Genomic DNA, 18,601 nt, shown 5'->3' on the forward strand with positions numbered 1-18,601 from the left:
TCCTCCCTTTCGGGAGGGGGCAAACTGGATGCCTGGGAAGGCTTCCTGCCCTCCGTTGCCCCTCATCCCCGGCCCTTCTCCCCCCAGGGGGGGGGAACTCACCTCCCCCGAGGAGAAGAGAGCCCCTCTCCCCCGTGGGGAGAGGGGTTGGGGTGAGGGGCGAGGAGCCAGCAACCCTTACCGTACCAGGTCGTAGTTGTAGTCCGTCACACCCATCTCCTGGGTCTCGTCATCCAGTTGCTCCAGCACCGAGTTCACCAGGGTGGTGAGGATGTACATGCCGCCCTCATAGCCCAGGGTGGTCATGCGGTGCAGGTGGTGACGATCGAAGATGGGGAAGCCGATCCGCACCAGCGGCACCTTGAACTCCTTGCCCTTGGCCAAAGTGTCACGCTCGATGAACTTGCCGTAGGAATTGCCGATCAGGAAGTCCGGCTTGTCGGTGAACACCAGGGAGCGCAGGTGCCACAGATCCTTGTTGAAATACACCTCGGAGTTCGCGCCATAAGGGCTTTCCGAGAGCATCTGTTCCATGGCCTTCTTCCAGCGCTTGTTGGCATGGTTGCACAGGATGTGACGCGGCTCGGCCCCAAGTTCCAGCAGGAAGCGGGTCATGCCCATCACGAAGTCCGCATCCCCGTACAAGGCGTACTTCTTGCCATGCAGCCAGGTATGGGAGTCGGTCATCATGTCCACCAGGCGGCCCCGCTCCTTTTCCAGGGAGGCGGCGATGGGCTTGCCCGTGATCTCCGACACCTTCATCAGGAACTCATCCGTGCCCGTCAGCCCCATGGGGATGTTGATCTTCGGGGCCTCGTGATGCCAGGTGTTCTTGACGAACTTGCGGGTCTTGTCCAACTGCCACGGCTGCAGCAACAGGGTGTCATGGGCGTTGGGCGCATCCTTGAGTTCGTCCTGCGTGGTGCCACCGGCGTACATGCGGTATTCGCCATCAGCCGGGGTGTCCAGCACCTCCTCCGGATCGCACAGCAGGCTGTAGTCCACCCCCATCTCATTCATCATGCGCTTGATCACCCGGTAGTTGCCCAGGTAGGTTTCGAAACCCGGCACCAGGTTGATCTTGCCGTTCTTGCCCGGCTCCTTGTCTTCCATGTGATTGAGGGTGAAGTAACGGATGGTGCCCTCGAACATGTTGTCCCAGCCCGTGGTGTGGCTGCCCACAAAGGAAGGCGTGTGGGCGTAGGGCGTCGGGAAGTCTTCCTCGATGAATCCTTCCTTGCGGGCATTGCCGATGAAGGCATTCAGATCGTCGCCGATCACCTCGGCCATGCAGGTGGTGGACACGGAGATCATGTCCGGCTTGTACAGGGCCTTGGCGTTTTGCAGACCATCCATGATGTTCTTCTGGCCACCGAACACCGCGGCGTCCTCGGTCATGGAGTCGGACACACAGGCGATGGGCTCGCGGAAGTGCCGGTTGAAGTAGGTACGGAAATAGGCCACGCAACCCTGGGAGCCATGCACATAGGGCAAGGTCTTCTCAAAACCCAGGGAGCAGAGCACCGCGCCCAGGGGCTGGCAGGCCTTGGCCGGGTCGACGGTGAGGGCCTCGCGCTGGAAGTTCAGTTCCTTGTATTCCTCGGTGGTGGTCCACTCGAAGACCTCACGGATCTTCTCCGGGCTGTGGGCCTCCTCGGACGTTTCCCGCTTGCGGGCCAGCACCTGCTGGTAGTCTTCTTCCTGAAACAGGGGGTAACAGGGCTTGATGTTTTCGGGATTCTGGCTCATGGTCTCTTCTCCTGCCGCGCCACCAATCTGTGGACTACGGTCTGGGGAACATCATCAGGTGGTCACCGTGGCGCCGGTCGCGTCGGCGCCACGGGCAGGTTTTTCCTCAGGCGACCTTCTTCCAAGGGGCCTGCAGCTTGTCCCAGCAGGGATTGTTCAGGGTCATGTCCATATCCCGGGCGAAGATGGCAAAGCCGTCGTAGCCGTGATACGGGCCTGAATAATCCCAGGAGTGCATCTGACGGAAGGGGATGCCCATCTTCTGGAAGATGTACTTCTCCTTGATCCCCGAACCCACCAGATCCGGACGCACCCGCTTGACGAATTCCTCCAGCTCGTAGCCGGTGACGTCGTCGTACAGCAGCGTGGCATCGCCCATTTCCTTGATGGTGCGGTCATAGTCATCGTTGTGGGCAAACTCGTAGCCGGCCCCCACGATCTCCATGCCCAGGTCCTCATAGGCACCGATCACATGACGGGGACGCAAGCCACCCACATACAGCATGACCTTGCGGCCTTCCAGGCGCGGACGATACTTGGCGATGACCGCGTCCATCTCGCTCTGGTACTTCTCGATCACCCGCTCGGCACCTTCCTTGATCTTGTCGTCGAACAGATCGGCGATCTTGCGCAGGCTCTCGGCAATCTTGGTGGGGCCGAAGAAGTTGTACTCCATCCAGGGCAGGCCGTACTTCTCCTCCATGTGCCGCGCCAGGTAGTTCATGGAACGGTAGCAGTGGAGCAGATTCACCTTGGCCTTGGGTGCCAGCTCCAGTTCGGAGATGGTGCCATCCCCGGACCACTGAGCGATCACACGCAGGCCCATCTCCTCGAGCAGGATGCGCGAGGCCCAGGCGTCACCACCGATGTTGTAGTCCCCCGTGAGGGCCACATCGTAGGGGGTGGACTCGAAGCTGTGATCATCATCCCGGCGCGGCAGCACCGAGTCGCGGATGGCGTCGTTGGCGATGTGGTGACCCAGGGACTGGGACACGCCCCGGAAACCTTCGCAGCGCAGGGCCACGACGGGCTTGTCCGTTTCCTTGGTCTTCTTCTTGGCCACCGACTCGATGTCGTCCCCGATCAGGCCCACCGGGCACTCGGACTGGATGCTGATGCCCTTGTTCAGGGGGAACAGGGTTTCCATCTCGTCGATCATCTTCTCCAGCTTCTTGTCACCGCCGAAGACGATATCCTTCTCCTGGAAATCGGAGGTGAAGTTCATGGTGCCGAAGGTGTTCACCCCGGTGTGGCCGGTGTAGTAGTTGCGACGCCCCGCACGGGAATACTGGCCGCAACCCACCGGGCCGTGGGAGATGTGGATCATGTCCTTGATGGGGCCCCACACCACGCCCTTGGAGCCGGCGTAGGCACACCCACGGATGGTCATGACACCAGGCACGGACTTGCGATTGGACACCAGACACTTCTTGGCCTGTTCCACATTGGGGTCGTTGACGGTCAGGTGTTTGGCGCGATCCTTCCTGGCCTTTTCCGGATAGACTTCAAGCACTTCCTGGATGAGGGCTTCAGCCTCTTCACGTTTCATAGCGCACATTTCGATGGACTCCTCTGTTCGCCGCCACTCATCCGTGGACATGCGTCAGGTGGAATGGGGTGGGACTGGGTTCACCGCCGGGCAGCCCCATGGGGCTTACCCGACCGCTTTTCGAGGCATCAGGCGGTGGCCTGATCCGCCTCAACCGACTTGCCGACGATGCTCTCGTCCTCCACATCCATGATGCCGAACTCCATGAGCAGGTCTTCCAGCTCATCCATGCTGCACGGAGTGGGCACGACGAAGTGCTTGTTATCGACCACCTTCTGGGCCAGCGCGCGATACTCGTCCGACTGCTTGGACTTGGGGTTGAATTCCACGCAGGTCATGCGACGGATCTCGGCACGCTGTACATCGTTGTCGCGGGGCACGAAATGAATCATGGTGGTGCCCAGCTTGCTGGCCAGGGCCTCGATGAGCTCATCTTCCCGGTCGGTATTACGACTGTTGCAGATCAGGCCTGCCAGGCGCACGCTGCCGGAGCTGGCGTACTTCACGATACCCTTGGCGATGTTGTTGGCGGCGAACATGGCCATCATCTCGCCGGACACCACGATGTAGATTTCCTGGGCCTTGTTCTCGCGGATGGGCATGGCGAAGCCACCGCAGACCACGTCACCCAGTACGTCGTAGAACACGAAGTCCAAGTCGTCCTCGTAGGCACCTTCCTCTTCCAGGAAGTTGATGGCCGTGATCACACCGCGACCAGCGCAGCCGACACCCGGCTCGGGACCGCCGGACTCGACGCACTTGACGTCGCCGAAGCCGGTCTTGAGAACATCTTCCAGTTCCAGATCTTCAACGCTGCCGGCGTCAGCAGCCATCTGCATGATGGTATTCTGTGCCTTGGCGTGCAGGATCAGACGCGTGGAGTCAGCCTTGGGGTCGCAGCCGACGATCATGACCTTCTTACCGGACTCCGCCAGGGCGGCGACCAGATTCTGGGTGGTGGTGGACTTGCCGATACCGCCTTTACCGTAGATTGCACATTGACGTGTGGGCATGGCTTTCAATCTCCTCTGCCTGAGCTGTGGACTGTGTGTGTGTCTTCATCAGGAGGGATTGCAAGGCACGTGCCAGCTACCCTTTAAAAAATTAACTAACTGTTTTTAAACACTTTAAAACACAACAACCGGACCGGCACTACGCGTGGGATACCCGACAAAGACCCTAACTCTGTATGGATAACGACACGTCCCCTCCCCCCAGCCTGCCTGCCTGCGCCCGCCTGCCCATCAACCGCTGCAACCTGCCGGCCGTGATCCTGGGCAGCCTCACCTACCAACAGCATCCAACACCGCTCATGCTCGATGGTCTGGGTGATCTGCATCGCTACCTGTGGCAACACCTGGACACCCTCGATACACCCGAACTCAGGGCCGAGGACTTCAAGGCCTACATGCGCGGTCATTTCTGCCTGGATGACCTGTCGGCCTGCGGACTGGAAGGGGACGGGGGGCGCGGCAATGCGGATTACCTGCGCCTGGTGCGGGGCTGGTGGTTCAACCCGGACGGGCGCGAGGCGGCGGTGCTCAAGGGCTGGGTGGAATCACGCTTCGGGCTGATGACCCGATTTCACCGCCAGCCGCTCACGGACAACGAAGGGGAAGGCTATGCCCGCTTCATGCACGAACGGACTTGTGGGCTTTACAACACCAATGCACTGGAATCGCAGATGGATCTGCTGTTCGGCTTTTGTCAGTACGAACTGGGCCGGCAATATCCGGAACAGAACCATCTCACCCTTTATCGGGGGGTGAATGGCCTGGAGGATCACGAAGTGCTCTGGCGCAGGGGCAAGCGGGCCGTGGTGCTGTTCAACAACGTGAACGCCTTTTCCAGCCATCGGGAGCGGGCAGACGAATTCGGGGACTACATCCTCACCGTTCGGGTGCCGTTGGCCAAGGTGTGCTGTTTTCAGGAACTGTTGCCCGGACTCCTGAGGGGGGAAGGGGAACATCTGGTGATCGGCGGGGTGTACGAGGTGAGCCTGAGCACCCTGTGAGCGATCACGATGGGCGCCGATACCAGAACCAGCTCAGCCGCCTTGAACGCAAGGCAAACGGCACCAGCAAAACCACCAGAGTCATGAGCAGATGCTGCCAGGGGCCGAACCATTCGGTCTTGCGCCCTGAAGTGAGCACCGGGGGGTCATCCAGGATGCGAAACACCTGGCCTCGGCTACGGCCATCGCGGGCCAGACGTCGGGACAGGAACACTTCCTCTCCGGCATACACCCGCTCGGTGAAGCCCCCTACCCTCTCGAAGGCATCGCGGGTGCAAAAAAGATAGCAGCCAGCCGCCAGGCGCAGCCGGGAGGACAACCCATTCCAGGTGATCACGCCCAGTCGATAAGCCGACAGGGAGAGGCGATCAAAGCGGATACGCGCCCCACCCCCACACACCTGGCCGCTACCCAGGGCCTGCAGCGTGGCCCGAAGCAACGCGCCATCGGGCCAGGTATCGGCATCCACGAAGATCAGCCATTCACCGCGGGCCTCGGCGGCACCGGCGTTACGGGCGCGGGCGATGCGCTGTTCCGGCTCGAAGACCACCCGGGCACCGGCAGCCTCGGCGGTGGCGGCGGTATCGTCCGTGGAGGCATTGTCCACCACGATCACCTCCGAGATCTCCGGCTGCTCCGCACGGGCGGCGTTCACCGCCTCCAGGGTCCGGCCAATCCACTCGGCCTCGTTCCAGGCGGGGATGATGATGGAGACTTGGGGGTATTCCGACATGAGGTGAAGGGGCGCTCCGGAAAAAGTTCACTCGTTCAGGGCAAGTGCAGCGGGGCTCAACCAGGGATAGCTGTCTCGTAAAACTTCCCAGTCCTCAGGCGTATCCAGATCCTGCCGGGGTTCAAGCTCATCCCAGGACCACCCCAGGGCCTCGAACCGCGACCGGGTCTGCGCCAACACCTGATCCGTGCCCCATTCGATACCCTGGAACACCTGCGGTTCCACCCGACGCATGCCGATCAGCACATAGCCCCCGTCATGGGCTGGCCCCAGTACCGCATCCCGACCCGACCGCAGGCTGTCCGCAGCCTGGCGGATATCCTGCACCGTCATCTCCGGACAGTCAGTGCCGATGACAATGGCCCCACCAAAGCACTCCAGGGCACGCCCCAGGGCTTCCTGAATACGATCACCCCGGTCGATACCCTGCTGGGAGGTCAGCGCGCAGCCGTAATCCACGGCCAGCTTGCGCAGAAAGGCGTGACTGGCATCCGGGGCACCATGGATGATCACCGAACCGCAGTCGGCAGCACAGGCCACCATCATGGCGTGACGTACCATGGCCTTGTGGATACGGCAGGCATCCTCGGCGCCCACTGCCGGGATCAGTTGGGTCTTGGTGCGCCCTGGCACCGGGGCGCGCGTGAACACCAGGACCGGTATTTCCTCAACACTGGCAGACATGACCACGCCCCTCACCCGACCCACAACCGGGCATTGCGGAACATCCGCAGCCAGGGGCCATCCTCGCCCCACTCGGCCGGGGCCCACGCATGCTGCACGGTACGGAACACCCGCTCCGGGTGCGGCATCATGATGGTGGCACGACCATCGCGAGTGGTCAGCCCGGTGATGCCCTCGGGGGAACCATTGGGGTTGAAGGGATAACGCTCCGTCGTCTGACCAAAATGATCCACATAACGCAGCGACACCAACCCGGAACCCGACAAGGCATCCACATCCACATTGCCCAGTGCGACACGACCCTCACCATGGGAAACCGCCACCGGCAGACGCGAACCGACCATCCCTTCAAGCATGATGGATGGGCTTTGGGTCACCTCCACCAGCGAAAAACGGGCCTCGAACTGCTCGGAGCGATTACGCACAAAACGGGGCCAATGCCCTGCCCCCGGGATGAGGTCCTTGAGTTGGGAGAGCATCTGGCAACCATTGCACACCCCCAGGGAGAAGGTGTCCGAACGCTCGAAGAAGGCCTGGAAGGCGTCCCGCAGGCGCGCGTTGAACAGGATGGATCGAGCCCATCCCCCGCCGGCACCGAGCACGTCACCATAGGAGAATCCACCACAGGCTGCCAGCCCCTGGAAGCTGGCCAGATCCACCCGGCCCTCCATGAGATCAGTCATGTGCACATCCACGGCGCAGAAGCCTGCCCTGTGAAAGGCTGCCGCCATCTCCAGCTGACCATTGACGCCCTGCTCCCGCAGGATGGCCACCCGGGGCCGCACGCCCGTCTGAATGAAGGGCATCGCCAGGTCATCTGTCGGGTCAAATGTCAGACGGGCATTGAGGCCCGGATCATCATCCGGCATCAGGGCCTCGAACTCCTCCCGGGCGCAGTCGGGGTCATCCCGCAGGGCCTGTATGTGGTAACTGGTGCGAGCCCAGCACTGCTGAAGATTGGCCCGGCTGTCAGCAAAGACCACCTGATGACCGCGCCGGAATTCTATCTGCCCGGTGTCATTCAGGGTGCCGATCACATGACTGTGATGCGCCAGGCCGGCACCATGCAGCATGGACAACACCTCTTCAGTATCATCGTGACGCACCTGGATCACGGCGCCCAGCTCCTCGCAGAATAGCGCCGCCAGGGTGTCATCACCCAGATCGTCCAGGTGCACGGTCACCCCCGTGCGTCCGGCAAAGGCCATTTCGCACAGCGTAGCCAGCAGGCCGCCATCGGAACGGTCATGATAAGCCAGCACATGCCCCTCGCGCCGCAGATCCTGGATGGCAGAGAAGAAACGCTTGAGGGTGTCCGGATCATCCAGATCCGGGGCGTGATGCCCCACCTGACCGGTTACCTGGGCCAGGGCCGATCCGGCCAGGCGCTGGCGACCCTTGGCCAGATCCACCAGGATCAGGTCAGTATCACCCTGATCGGTGCGCAGTTCGGGCGTGAGGGTAAGTCGTACATCCGATACCGGCGCAAACGCCGAGATGATCAGCGACAAGGGCGAAGTCATGAGGCGCTGCTCGCCGTCCTGCTCCCAGACCGTGCGCATGGACAGGGAGTCCTTGCCCACCGGGATGGCAATCCCCAGGCGCGGGCACAACTCCTCTCCCACGGCGCGAACGGTATCGAACAGGGCCGCATCCTCGCCGGGGTGCCCGGTGGCCGCCATCCAGTTGGCGGACAGGCAGATCCTCGACAGATCCTCCACCGCAGCGGCGGCGATGTTGGTGATCGCCTCACCAATGGCCATGCGCCCCGAAGCGGCCGGGTGAACCATGGCGATGGGCGCCCTCTCACCCATGGCCATGGCCTCGCCGGTGTAGGCATCGTAATCACTGGCGGTCACCGCCACGTCGGCCACGGGCACCTGCCAGGGGCCCACCATCTGATCCCGGGCCACCAGGCCGGTCACGGTGCGGTCGCCGATGGTGATCAGGAAGGATTTCGAGGCCACCACAGGCAGCTGCAACACCCGCTGCACGGCCTCGGCCAGATCCACCACACAGGTATCCACTTCCGGTTTCTGGAAGGTTTGATGATGCACATCGCGCAGCATCTTGGGGGGCTTGCCCAGCAGCACTTCCATGGGCATGTCCACGGGCGTTGCATCAAGCAGGGCGTCGCCTACCAGCAGGCGCTGCTCCGCCGTGGCCGTACCCACCACCGCGAACGGCGCCCGCTCCCGCTCGCACAGGGCCACGAAATCATCCAGGCGATCCGCCTCGATGGCCAGCACATAGCGCTCCTGGGCCTCGTTGCACCAGATCTCCATGGGGGACAGGCCTTCCTCATCGGAGGGCACGGTACGCAGTTCGATGCTGCCCCCACGACCGGCATCGTTGAGGATCTCGGGAATGGCATTGGACAGACCGCCGGCCCCCACATCGTGAATGGAGAGCACCGGGTTGGCCTCACCCAGGGCCGTGCAACGGTCGATCACTTCCTGACAGCGGCGCTGGATCTCCGGATTGCCTCGCTGCACCGATGCAAAATCCAGTTCCTGGGCACTCTCGCCACTGGCCATGGACGAGGCCGCACCGCCACCCAGGCCGATCAGCATGGCCGGCCCACCCAGCACCACCACCGGTGTGCCCTCGGGCAGGGCCTGCTTCTCGATATGCTCGGCGCGCATGCTGCCCACCCCGCCGGCGATCATGATGGGCTTGTGGTAGCCCTTGAGCTCGAGGCCCGAAGGCCCGGGCACTTCAGCCTCCAGGGTGCGGAAATAGCCCGCCAGGGCCGGGCGCCCGAATTCATTATTGAAGGCCGCCGCACCGATGGGGCCCTCCAGCATGATGTTCAGGGCCGACTCGATCCGCTCCGGCTTGCCAAAATCCTCCTCCCAGGGCTGTTCCAGGCCGGGAATGCGCAGGTTGGATACGGAGAATCCGCACAGGCCCGCCTTGGGCTTGGAGCCGCGACCAGTGGCGCCCTCGTCACGGATCTCGCCGCCAGAGCCGGTGGCGGCACCCGGGAAGGGGGAGATGGCGGTGGGATGGTTGTGGGTTTCCACCTTCATGATGATGGGCAGATCCATCTCCACGGACTGGTATTCGCCAGTGCGGGCATCAGGGATCAGGCGATGGGCCCGATGGCCCTCCATCACCGAGGCATTGTCACGGTAGGCGGAGAGCACCCCGTCGGGGGACTGGGCATGGGTATTCCGGATCATGGCGAACAGGGATTTTTCCTGAGGACGCCCGTCGATCACCCAGTCGGCGTTGAAGATCTTGTGCCGGCAATGCTCGGAGTTGGCCTGGGCGAACATCATCAGTTCCACATCGGTGGGGTCGCGACCCAGGGCCTCGTAGGCCTCCACCAGGTAATCGATCTCATCGTCGGTGAGCGCCAGACCCAGCTCCGTATTCACCCTCTGCAGGGCGCTCTTGGGATCTGCGCCCCGCTCCACCACCCGCAGCGGCGCCGGAGAGGCCGTGGAGAACAGCCCTTCGGCCTCGTCCCGGTCGGTGAGCACGGTCTCGGTCATGCGGTCATGCAGCAATGGCAATACCCGGTGAAGCGCCTCGGTGCCCAGCGCAGTGTCGGCCTTGAGCCAGAAGGCCGTACCCCGCTCGATCCGCCGTACCACGCCATCGAGCCCGCAGTTGCGGGCAATGTCGGTGGCCTTGCTGGACCAGGGCGAGATGGTACCCAGGCGCGGCACCACCAGCACCAGCTGCCCCTGCTCTGCCGATGCGTCATCAGGCTGCTCGCCGTAGTTGAGCAACTGCCCGAGCACATGGTGCTCATCGGGGGTCAGCTCCCGCTCCGTCTGCACGAAATGCTCGAATCGGGCCCACACCCCGCTGATCTCCGGCACCTGACGACGCAGATCCTCCAGCAGGCGTTGACGACGAAAACTGGACAGGGAGGGACTACCCGGAAGACACAGCATTGAAGACCCCGAACTCAGGCTTGAAAAGCCGTCCATGATACTTGAAAAGCGCCCCAAAAGCCCCCGACTGCCCCTACTGGAACCACAGCAGCTCCCCATGGGAGCTGCTCCCGGAAAAGCCCCCACCCCATGCCCCTTGCATACCTCCGTGGGAGCGGCCCTGGCCGCGAATCCCCCTCAGAACGCGATCAGGAAAGAGCAGCCACCCCTTTTTTCTTCCGGACGCGCTAGTGACAGGGAACTCCCCCCCGGGTACCATGTCTATTGTTACAACACCGGGGGCGACCTGGCTTCGACGTGGGTCGTGAAACCTGAGGTGCATGCCGAGGATACAGCTTACCTCGTAAATCATGCTGTAACGCTATAGTTGCCAACGACGACAACTACGCTCTGGCCGCTTAAAAACCGGTCAGCCTCTGACGGGACCTGCTTGTGGGTTCTACTCAGAGGTCATCGCACACAAGCTCGCGGAGCGGACCTGCCCGGGTCTTAACCGTTAAAACCAAGCGGGCTCGCGCCAACGCATCCTGTTCGTCGGAGGCCGCGGCGTTAACTGAAAAGACGAACTAAGCATGTAGTACCAAGGGCGTAGGGCTTGCGGACGCGGGTTCGATTCCCGCCGCCTCCACCAGTACCAAAAGGTCAACAGTTCGCTGTTGGCCTTTTTTCTTGCCCGATCGCGCCGACTCCCGCGTGTTCGCGGGGGTTCGTGCGGAAGCCTGCGGACTTCGGCGTCCGGCCCCTGGCCCCGCCCAGGGCCACCTTCCTCTCTCTCCCGGCCATTTTTCTCTCCGGCCTCGCTCCCCCGGACACGCCCGAAGTCCGCAAAGGCCGCGAACACGGCCATTACAAATCAATGCGTTACGCGCGGACGAATCAAGCGGTTGGATTGCAGCATCGCCCGACCAAAGGAAACCACATCGTTCACGCTGGTGCCGACGCGGTTTGAAGAATGTCAGAAACGTTTATATACTTCTGACAAACGGAGACGTCCCATGAGCCACCTCAGCGAAGCCATTCTGTCCGCCGCCCAGGCCCTCCCGGAGGGAGGCTTGGTCTCGCCCAAGGAATTTCTGCATCTGGCGTCTAGGGCGGCGGTGGATCAGGCGCTGGCCCGACTGGCCCGCGAGGGGAAGTTGCTGCGCGTGGGACGGGGGGCCTACGCCCTGCCGGTAGCCAGCCGCTTCGGTTCCCGCCCGCCCTCGACCGAGGCCGTTGTCGAAGCCATCGCGTCCACCCACGGTGAAGTCGTCGTGCCCAATGGCGCGGCGGAAGCCAATGCGCTGGGGCTGACCACGCAAGTGCCGACCCGGGAGATCTTTCTGACCTCGGGACCCACGCGCAAGCTGCGCCTGGGCAACCGCATCGTCGAGCTCAAGCACGGCAGCCGCTGGCAGCTCGCGCTCGGCAAGCGCGCGGCCGGCAAAGCCATTCGCGCCCTGTCCTGGCTGGGGCCCGAGCAGGCGCCCTCCGCCCTGCACATCCTCCATGCCCAACTGCCCGCGGAAGAATGGGCCGCCCTGCAGGCAGCTCGCGCGGCCCTGCCCGGCTGGATGGCCCGCGCCGTCAGCGAGGTGAATGCACATGGCTGAGTCCTGGCTCGCGCTCAGCCAGGCCGATCGGGTCGAGGCCCTGGAATACGCGGCCGCCCAGAGCGGCCGCCCGGCACATCTGCTGGAAAAAGACATCTGGGTGGTGTGGACGCTCGCGGCGATCTACGCCTCCCCCATCGCCGACACGCTGACCTTCAAGGGTGGTACGTCGCTTTCCAAGGTTTACAAGGTCATCGAGCGGTTCTCGGAAGACATCGATCTGACCTACGACATCCGCGCCTTGGTGCCGGATCTGCTGCGCGAAGGCAATCCGATTCCAGCGTCTGCGAGCCAGGAGAAGAAGATCACCCGCGCAGTGCGCGCACGGCTTCCCGACTGGATCGAGCAGACGGTACGCCCCGTAATCGATGACGCCTTGGCCGCGAACGGCTTGCAGGCGGGCTTGAGTCTCGCCGGCCAGGAGCGCGACAAGCTGATCATCGCCTATCCCGCCGTCAAGACCGGCACGGGCTATGTCTCCGCGACGGTCCAACTGGAGTTCGGAGCGCGCGCCACCGGGGAGCCGCACCACTTTCATGAAGTCGCCTGCGACATCGCGCCTTGGATCGAAGGCGTGACCTTCCCGACAGCACGCCCTTTGGTGATGGCCGCCGAGCGCACGTTCTGGGAGAAGGCCACGGCCGCACACGTCTACTGCCGCCAGGAACGGCTGCGCGGTGAGCGGTATTCACGTCATTGGTACGACCTGGCGGCGCTGGCGCGAAGCGAGCATTTCGACAAGGCGGCCGCCGATCGGCAACTGGCGCATCAGGTGGCCGAGCACAAGTCGATGTTCTTCGCCGAGAAGGATGCCAACGGCGGCAAGATCGACTACGTCGAGGCCGTGAGCGGCTCGCTCACGTTGGTACCCGAAGGCCCGTCACGCACAGCGTTGGCACAGGATTTTGCGGCGATGAGCGAGGACGGCCTGCTGCTGTCAGATCAGCCGGAGTTCGATGCGATTCTGGAAACCTGCGCCGCCATACAGGACAAGGTCAATCGGCTGGCGTGAGGTCAGGCACTTCCAAGCCCAATCCGCGCGCTGCTCCTCCCACAGGGCCGGCGGATCAACCGCCAGATCGAACAGGGTGACATGATTCGACAGCGTATCGTCCAGGATTGCGACCACGATGTCCGGCGCCAGGGTGGTCAGGTTGACCATCCGGCTCACGTAGCTGTTGTCGATCCCCTCCCGCGCGGCGACCTCCTTCAGTGATTTCGCTTCCCCCGACTCCAGCATGGCCAGCCATCGGTGCCCCCTGGCCAGCGCCAACTGAAGCGGCGTCGGCGTCATATCCCACGGCCTCACGGGGGCAGTTTCGCCGTTCGGCAGCGTGACCAGCTTGCGCCCGCTGCGCCGCTTGATCTGGATCGGCACCGACAGGGTCAGCCTGCCGTCGCTGGTCTGGAGGTCGTCGTTCCATCCTGCTTTCTTGCGCTTGCCTTTCATGGATCCCTTGGAGGGTTCCAATTTGGCCACGTTGAGGGCCAGGCGACGCAGTAGTGCCAGATTCTCAGGGCCATGGTATTTGCGCTGACGGCTCTGATCCTCTTGCATCGTGACGTCCAACACCCAGTGGAGGCGATTCTCAATTCCCCAGTGCTGGCGTGTGACCTCAACGAGTTGTTCCGGGGACAGTGCGTCGCTCAGCAGGTAGTAAGCAACGTCCTCGGTGGTCTTGTCGGCAAGTTCCCGGCGGCGCGTGATGCGGCCTACAGCTTTCAGGCCTGGCCACTGGTGGACGCTCTGAAGCCAATCAAGGTCCGTGATCACGGTCGCCTGGCGTGACTCGACCATGACCGCTGTCCAGGTGGACTTCACCGGCTTGTGCTTCTCCAGGCGCTGCCGGTACACACGCGATGCGTACTGGCTACCCCTGTCGCTGTGGTGGATCAGTCCCGAGGATGGCTGACGGCGCCCCACAGCCATCTCCAGGGCCGACAGTGCCAGATCAGCCCGCATGTGATCGGCCATTGCCCAGCCCACCACCTGCCGGTCGTACAGATCCAGGATCGCGGCAAGATACAACCAGCCCTGAAACGTCCACACGGCAGTGATATCCGCCACCCAAGCGCAATTGGGTTCCGACACCTGGAAACACCGCTCCAATCGATTCGGCGCCACCGGGTACCCATGGTTACTATCCGTAGTGGCCCGCCATCGTCGCCGCTGCCGAGCTTCCACTCCGGCCTCGCGCATGAGACTGCGTGCCTGAGCGCGTCCTACGGGCTCTCCACGCCGCTGCAGCTCCTTCGCCATCCGTCGGCTCCCATAACTGCCCCGTTTACGTTTGTGGATGCTCTTGACCATGTTCAGCCGCCGGGTTCTGTCCGGATCCGGCCCCCGTTGACACCACGCGTAGTAACCGCTGCGGCTGACCTGCATGACCCGACACAAATCCATCACCGCAAAGTTGGCCTTCTCCACCTTGATGAACTCATACCTCAGTTCGACTCTTTGGCGAAGAAGGCCGCCGCCTTTTTTAATATTTCCTTTTCCATCCGTAACTTACGGTTCTCTTCCCTAAGTCGTTCCAACTCCTCGGCCTGGCCCTCCTGTTGGTCATGCTGGGGAGATTGCCGCTCACGTTCCTTGCGCAGCCACCGATCCAACAGGCTGCGATTGATTCCCAGAGACCGGGCAGCTTCGGCCACCCCATATCCCTGGCGCTCAACCAATGCCACTGCCTCAGCCTTGAATTCCGCCGTGTATCGACGTCGTGCCTTCTTGCTCATGAACACCTCCGATGCATAGCCTACGAGGCTTAACGGGGTGTCCGCTACAATTGAACCACTTCACCGTGCATCACCTGATCCTCGCTGTGGCTACGCACCTGGGCCATCACCGACGCGTCCCGCTCGATGCGATCGGCAATGCCATTGGCAAAGTGCAGCTTGTCGTCGTCGCTGACTTCGGCGCCGTAGAGGTCGTTGAGCCTTTCAATGATCTCGTCCAGGCGCTGCTTCTCCGGGTCGTGGGGCTTGCCCGATCCCACCTCGCTGACAGGCTTGAGGCCGTAATCTCCGTCTGAATCCTCCAGGCGCAGGCGCTTTTCCTCCCGCTTGGTCAGGCGGTAGTGGGTCAGTTCCAGTTCACTGACATCGATGGCGTCATCATCCAGCAGTCGGTCCAGGCGCAGCAGCGGGTGGAGGTGACGGGCGAATACGCACAGCTGTTCCAATTCGGTGTCGTCGAAGGTGACGATCTGGCTGAGGAATTCATAGGTGCGCACGAAACTGGCCAGGTTCTTGCGGAACAGGTCCAGTTCATCGCGGGTGGTACCGGCATCCTTGAGCTCCTGCTCGGCGCGTTTCAGCCCCTTGTCGTCGCCGCTGCGTTCGGCCTGGTCACGAGCCTCCCGCCACGTGTGCTGTTGGTCGAGAATGGCCTGATAGCGTTGCCGGAACCGCTCCTGGGCCGGGCGGCAGTGGTAGCTGAGGCTGGCTGCCGGGGCTTTGGAATCGAAAAAGGCCCGGGCAAAGCCCGCCACCTCAGGCCACTGGTAAATGCCGCTGGCATCCAGGCTGCGCTGCAGGTCAAACACCACCTGGGGATCGGACACGTCCGCCAGTTCGGCCTTGCGGTAATAGGGGGCGAAGGCCTCCAGCACCTCCTGGGCATCGTTGAAAAAGTCCAGGATGAAGGTCTGTTTGCCGGGGAACAGTCGGTTCAGGCGGGAGAGGGTCTGCACACAGTCCACCCCTTGCAGCTTCTTGTCCACATACATGGCGCACAGCTTGGGCTGATCGAAACCGGTCTGGAACTTGTTGGCGGCGATCATCACGTTGTACTCCTCGGTGTCGAACGCCTTGTCCAGGGCGCGGCCCTTCAGCCCTGGGTTGAGCAGGGGGCTGGTCTCGGTGACCTCCTCGGGGATTTCTTCATCAGGGGGCACGCTGCCGGAAAAGGCCACCATGGGGTGAACATCCTCGTAGCCCTGGTCCTGGATGTAGCGGCCCATGGCCAGTTGGTAGCGCACCGCCTCCTGACGGCTGGCGGTGACCACCATGGCCTTGGCCTGGCCATCCAGCAGATGACGCACGTTGTCGCGGAAGTGCTCGACGATCACCTCCACCCGCTGGGCGATGTTGTAGGGATGCAGGCGCACCCACCGGGCCAGGGTGCGCGAGGCCTTTTTGGAATCCACCTCATGGTCTTCCCCATCGGGATGGGCCAGTTTCCAGGCGGTGCTGTAGGTCACGTAGTTGCGCAGCACGTCCAGGATGAACCCCTCCTCGATGGCCTGGCGCATGGAGTACAGGTGAAACGGCTCGGGTTTGTTGTCCGTCGATGGGGGGCGATCCGGGTCTGGTGGGCGACCGAACAGCTCCAGGGTCCGGGCCTTGGGGGTGGCGGTGAAGGCGTAATAGCTGATGCGCTCACTGGGGCGACGCGAGGCCACGGCGGCATCCAGCATGGCCTCGGCGCTGATCTCCCCTGCATCGTCCTCCACCGCTTCTCCCGCCGCCGCCAGCAGGGCCTTGAGCTTGCTGGCGGAACTGCCGGTCTGGGAGGAATGGGCCTCATCGGCAATCACCGCATAGTGGCCCTGGGCCAGCTTGGGGCGCTTGTCCAGGGCATCGAACAGGGCGGGAAAGGTCTGCAGGGTGACGACGATGATGCGGGTGTGGTTGGCCAGGGCCTCGGCCAGCTGTTCCGACTTGCTCTGGCTGCCCATGTCGCGGGTGATGGGGCAGACCACGCCGTGGGCATGCTCGAACTGGTAGATGGTTTCCTGCAGCTGGCTGTCCAGCACCGTGCGGTCGGTGACCACGATCACCGAGTTGAACAGCTTCGTGCCGTCCTCGGCGTAGAGGTTGGCCAGCTGGTGAGCGGTCCAGGCGATGGAGTTGGATTTGCCCGACCCGGCGCTGTGCTGTACCAGATAACGCCGTCCCGGCCCCTCGGCCCGGGTGGCCTCAATCAGACGGTTGACAACCTCCCACTGGTGATAACGGGGGAAGATCAGCGACGCCTTGGTCTGGCGGCGGCCATGGAAATCCTCCTCGGTCTTTTGCTCCAGGTGCAGAAAGCGACCGATGATCTTCAGCCAGGCCTGCGGGGCGAAGACATCGTTCCACAGGTAGGCGGTGGCATAGCTTTGCGCATCGGCGGGTGGCGGGTTGCCTGCCCCGCCCTCCTCCGTGCCCCGATTGAAGGGCAGGAAACGGGTGTCCTTGCCGGCCAGCCGGGTGGTCATGGCCACCTCGGCCTGACTGACGGCGAAATGGACCAGGGCGCCGCGTTTGAAGGTGAGCAAGGGTTCCGGCTTGCGGGTCACCGGGTCTTTTACGGGCCGGTCCTTGCGATACTGGCGCTTGGCGTTCTCCACCGTCTGCTTGAACTGGCTCTTGAGTTCCAGGGTGGCAGTGGGGATGCCGTTGACGAACAGCACCAGGTCCAGGCGCGGGTCATAGCTCCCGCTCCCCTGCCCTTTCTCGCGGGCATGGGGCGAATAGGACACCTCCGGCACCACCCGCAGGCGGTTGGCCCGGTAGCGGGCCAGGGAATCCGGGTTCATGCCGTGGTCGGGCTGGAAGCTGCACAGATCGAACTTGACCCCCGGCACCTTGAAGCCATGGCGCAGCACCTCCAGGGTGCCGGCCCGCTCCAGTTCACGGACCACCTTCTGCACCAACACCTTGTCCGGGGCCTGGGGGTTGGCCTTGCAGAACTTCTCCCAGCGCTCGGGCCAGGCGTCCTGGATGTACCCCAGCAGATCCTCGGTATAGAGGGCCGAGGCCCGGTCATAGCCGCTGGCGGTGCCGACTGTCCAGCCGCCCGACTCCATGGCGTTGATGATGTCCTGCTGAAACTGGGTTTCGCGGCTGTCGGCCATGGGGTCTCCTTGAGGATGGTGACGGGTGCGTCCTGGGGCTATGCCGTCTCTGCCTGGGTGGGTTTGGTGGTGGACGTGGCCGCCGGGGGCTTCCAGTTGCGCACGTCGATCTTGCCGGTGACGGCGGCGGAGATAAGGGCGGAGCGGCGTTCTTGGAGGAGCAACACTGATTTATTTGCGTCAAGCAGTAGTCTGTCAATGTTCGGAATAATATTCGCAATCCGAGTCACAATGGCCTCTTGCTCAGCCAAAGGAGGAAGAGCTATCGGGGCTCTTCTTAATGAATCCAAAGTTATTTCCTTAAATGTCGCTCCCTTTGCCATTTCGTCAAAGTAACCCTGAGTTGGGTTAGACCTCATCGAGAAAAGAAGAAAATCAGAAAAAACTTTCTCCCCGGGACTTACCTTTGCAGTTCCCTGTGTCAAGTTAGCACCGCCCAACCCCTCTGGAACCTTCAAGCATTTCCCTACCGTAGCCCTAATGGCAATAACAACATCTCCATGACTAACCTTTGATCGCCTGTAGGATCGGT

Annotated in this window: 12 protein-coding genes, 1 other RNA gene and 1 pseudogene; 4 read left to right on the forward strand and 10 right to left on the reverse strand. The window is 62.7% G+C overall.

Translation table 11 applies throughout. The annotated features are described in order from the left end of the window. Positions 1–177: 177 nt before the first annotated feature. From nifK to nifH, 3 genes are all read right to left on the reverse strand, one after another. Entirely contained in the window at positions 178–1,749 is a 1,572-nt protein-coding gene (gene nifK, locus LPW30_RS11230) for a nitrogenase molybdenum-iron protein subunit beta (RefSeq protein ID WP_025281532.1), read from the reverse strand. 106 nt (positions 1,750–1,855) lie between these two features. Next, complete coding sequence (gene nifD / locus LPW30_RS11235) at positions 1,856–3,307, reverse strand: nitrogenase molybdenum-iron protein alpha chain (protein ID WP_239680886.1); 1,452 nt, start codon at positions 3,305–3,307, stop codon at positions 1,856–1,858. A gap of 119 nt (positions 3,308–3,426) precedes the next feature. Continuing rightward, entirely contained in the window at positions 3,427–4,311 is an 885-nt protein-coding gene (gene nifH, locus LPW30_RS11240) for a nitrogenase iron protein (RefSeq protein ID WP_239680887.1), read from the reverse strand. A 176-nt stretch (positions 4,312–4,487) separates the two neighbouring features. Between nifH and LPW30_RS11245 the strand changes: the two genes are divergently transcribed. Then, entirely contained in the window at positions 4,488–5,312 is an 825-nt protein-coding gene (locus tag LPW30_RS11245) for an NAD(+)--dinitrogen-reductase ADP-D-ribosyltransferase (RefSeq protein ID WP_238625060.1), read from the forward strand. 4 nt (positions 5,313–5,316) lie between these two features. Here the strand turns inward: LPW30_RS11245 and LPW30_RS11250 are convergent, their stop codons facing one another. Genes LPW30_RS11250 through purL form a run of 3 tightly spaced genes read right to left on the reverse strand, consistent with a single transcriptional unit; the run spans position 5,317 to position 10,637 of the window. Further along, positions 5,317–6,045 carry a glycosyltransferase gene (locus LPW30_RS11250; RefSeq protein ID WP_025281527.1) on the reverse strand — a complete coding sequence of 243 codons (729 nt, stop codon included), beginning with the start codon at positions 6,043–6,045 and terminating at the stop codon, positions 5,317–5,319. Positions 6,046–6,072: 27 nt separating this feature from the next. Beyond that, positions 6,073–6,729 (reverse strand): TIGR04282 family arsenosugar biosynthesis glycosyltransferase, encoded by a 657-nt coding sequence (locus LPW30_RS11255; protein ID WP_051582616.1) that lies wholly within the window; start codon positions 6,727–6,729, stop codon positions 6,073–6,075. 11 nt (positions 6,730–6,740) lie between these two features. Continuing rightward, a complete protein-coding gene (purL, locus tag LPW30_RS11260) occupies positions 6,741–10,637 on the reverse strand; it encodes a phosphoribosylformylglycinamidine synthase (protein ID WP_239680888.1) in 3,897 nt (1,298 codons plus the stop codon). 277 nt (positions 10,638–10,914) lie between these two features. Here purL and ssrA point away from each other — a divergent pair. The 3 genes from ssrA to LPW30_RS11275 all read left to right on the forward strand — a co-directional run bounded on the left by ssrA (position 10,915) and on the right by LPW30_RS11275 (position 13,241). After that, positions 10,915–11,268, forward strand: a transfer-messenger RNA (tmRNA) gene (gene ssrA, locus LPW30_RS11265). A 364-nt stretch (positions 11,269–11,632) separates the two neighbouring features. After that, positions 11,633–12,229: a DUF6088 family protein gene (locus LPW30_RS11270; protein ID WP_025280511.1), complete on the forward strand. Its 597-nt coding sequence runs from the start codon at positions 11,633–11,635 to the stop codon at positions 12,227–12,229. After that, positions 12,222–13,241: a nucleotidyl transferase AbiEii/AbiGii toxin family protein gene (locus LPW30_RS11275; RefSeq protein WP_025280512.1), complete on the forward strand. Its 1,020-nt coding sequence runs from the start codon at positions 12,222–12,224 to the stop codon at positions 13,239–13,241. The genes LPW30_RS11270 and LPW30_RS11275 overlap by 8 nt, the downstream gene beginning before the upstream one ends. Here LPW30_RS11275 and LPW30_RS11280 read toward each other — a convergent pair. The 4 genes and pseudogenes from LPW30_RS11280 to LPW30_RS11295 all read right to left on the reverse strand — a co-directional run. Beyond that, positions 13,167–14,027, reverse strand: a complete 861-nt coding sequence (locus tag LPW30_RS11280; RefSeq protein WP_238984838.1) for an ISAs1 family transposase — start codon at positions 14,025–14,027, stop codon at positions 13,167–13,169. The two genes, LPW30_RS11275 and LPW30_RS11280, sit on opposite strands and share 75 nt — an antisense overlap. Positions 14,028–14,057: 30 nt before the next feature. Continuing rightward, positions 14,058–14,965: pseudogene (locus LPW30_RS11285) on the reverse strand (IS3 family transposase); the annotation flags it as partial. A gap of 44 nt (positions 14,966–15,009) precedes the next feature. Further along, positions 15,010–18,069, reverse strand: coding sequence for a type I restriction endonuclease subunit R (locus LPW30_RS11290; RefSeq protein ID WP_239680889.1), 3,060 nt, complete (start codon positions 18,067–18,069; stop codon positions 15,010–15,012). Between the two features lie 38 nt (positions 18,070–18,107). Continuing rightward, positions 18,108–18,601: restriction endonuclease subunit S (locus LPW30_RS11295; protein ID WP_239680890.1), on the reverse strand; the 494-nt coding region annotated here is incomplete at its 5' end.

This window comes from Ectothiorhodospira variabilis, assembly GCF_022227625.1.
Lineage (GTDB): Bacteria > Pseudomonadota > Gammaproteobacteria > Ectothiorhodospirales > Ectothiorhodospiraceae > Ectothiorhodospira > Ectothiorhodospira haloalkaliphila.